The sequence below is a fragment of the Roseovarius halophilus (ex Wu et al. 2025) genome (assembly GCF_047086965.1).
Genome location: NZ_JBKOTX010000526.1, coordinates 1 through 693 on the forward strand (window position 1 = coordinate 1; position 693 = coordinate 693).

Here is a 693-nt window from a genome sequence, read left to right on the forward strand (position 1 = left end):
CCGGGCGGGCGGCCCGCGACGTCGAGGCGTTGCTGGCCGAGGCGAAGCTGGGCGGGCGCGTGGCCTTCTCGGTGATGGACGTGGCGAGCGGTGCGCCGCTGGAGGGGCATGGCACGCGCACCGGCCTGCCCCCCGCGAGCGTCACCAAGGCGATAACGGCGGTTTACGCGCTCGACACGCTGGGCCCGGAATACCGGTTCGGTACCCGCCTGATGACCGATGGCACCGTCCGCGACGGCGTGCTGCGGGGCGATCTGGTGCTTGCCGGCGGGGGGGATCCGACGCTGGATACCGACGCGCTGGCCGACATGGCCGCGCGGCTGAAGAACCTGGGCATTCACGAGGTGCGGGGCACGTTCAGGGTCTGGGCGGGGGCGCTGCCCTTCGAGCGCGAAATCGACCCCGCGCAGCCGCCCCACGCGGGCTACAACCCCGCGCTGTCGGGGTTGAGCCTGAATTTCAACCGCGTGCGTTTCGGCTGGAAGCGCAATGGCAGCGACTACACCGTGACGATGGACGCCCGGTCGGGCCGGCACCGGCCCGAGGTGCGGGTGGCACGCATGGCGCTGGCCGACCGGCGGTCGCCCGTCTACACCTATCGCGACGGCGGCAGCCATGACAGCTGGACGGTGGCGCGGGGCGCGCTGGGCAACGGCGGCGCGCGCTGGCTGCCGGTGCGCAAGCCCGCACAAT

At 73.0% G+C, this 693-nt stretch carries 1 protein-coding gene; it reads left to right on the plus strand.

Annotated elements, in window-relative coordinates; genetic code table 11:
* Window positions 1-693, plus strand: a 693-nt coding sequence (locus ACH107_RS33305; RefSeq protein ID WP_412509855.1) for a D-alanyl-D-alanine carboxypeptidase, incomplete at both ends; no start/stop codon positions are given.